Source organism: Wolbachia endosymbiont of Nomada ferruginata (genome assembly GCF_001675785.1).
GTDB classification, from domain to species: domain Bacteria; phylum Pseudomonadota; class Alphaproteobacteria; order Rickettsiales; family Anaplasmataceae; genus Wolbachia; species Wolbachia pipientis.
Map to the genome: position 1 here is coordinate 1 of NZ_LYUY01000225.1, position 259 is coordinate 259.

Here is a 259-nt window from a genome sequence, read left to right on the forward strand (position 1 = left end):
GAGATATTTTTGTTATAGGTGATTGCAAATACAAAATACACACACCACCACTTAGAGATAAATCTGGAATGGTCTGGCGAATCGAAGCGTATGGGGTGTAAAATGTCTGTTCATATAGAAGTTGAGGTAATAGAAAGTGTAAATGCTAAAAGAAAAAAAATAGAATTAGCAATAGTGAGAGCGTTAAACAGAACAGCACTATGGCTAAAATTGAAGACAGCAAAAGAAATTAGTGAGGAAAAGAAGATAAAATTAAGTT

2 pseudogenes are annotated in these 259 nt (G+C 32.8%); both read left to right on the forward strand.

Features of this window, described 5'->3' with window-relative positions:
• Positions 1-101: pseudogene (locus tag BA053_RS08830) on the forward strand (head-tail joining protein); the annotation flags it as partial.
• Between the two features lies 1 nt (position 102).
• Positions 103-259, forward strand: a pseudogene (locus BA053_RS08240) (phage tail protein); the annotation flags it as partial.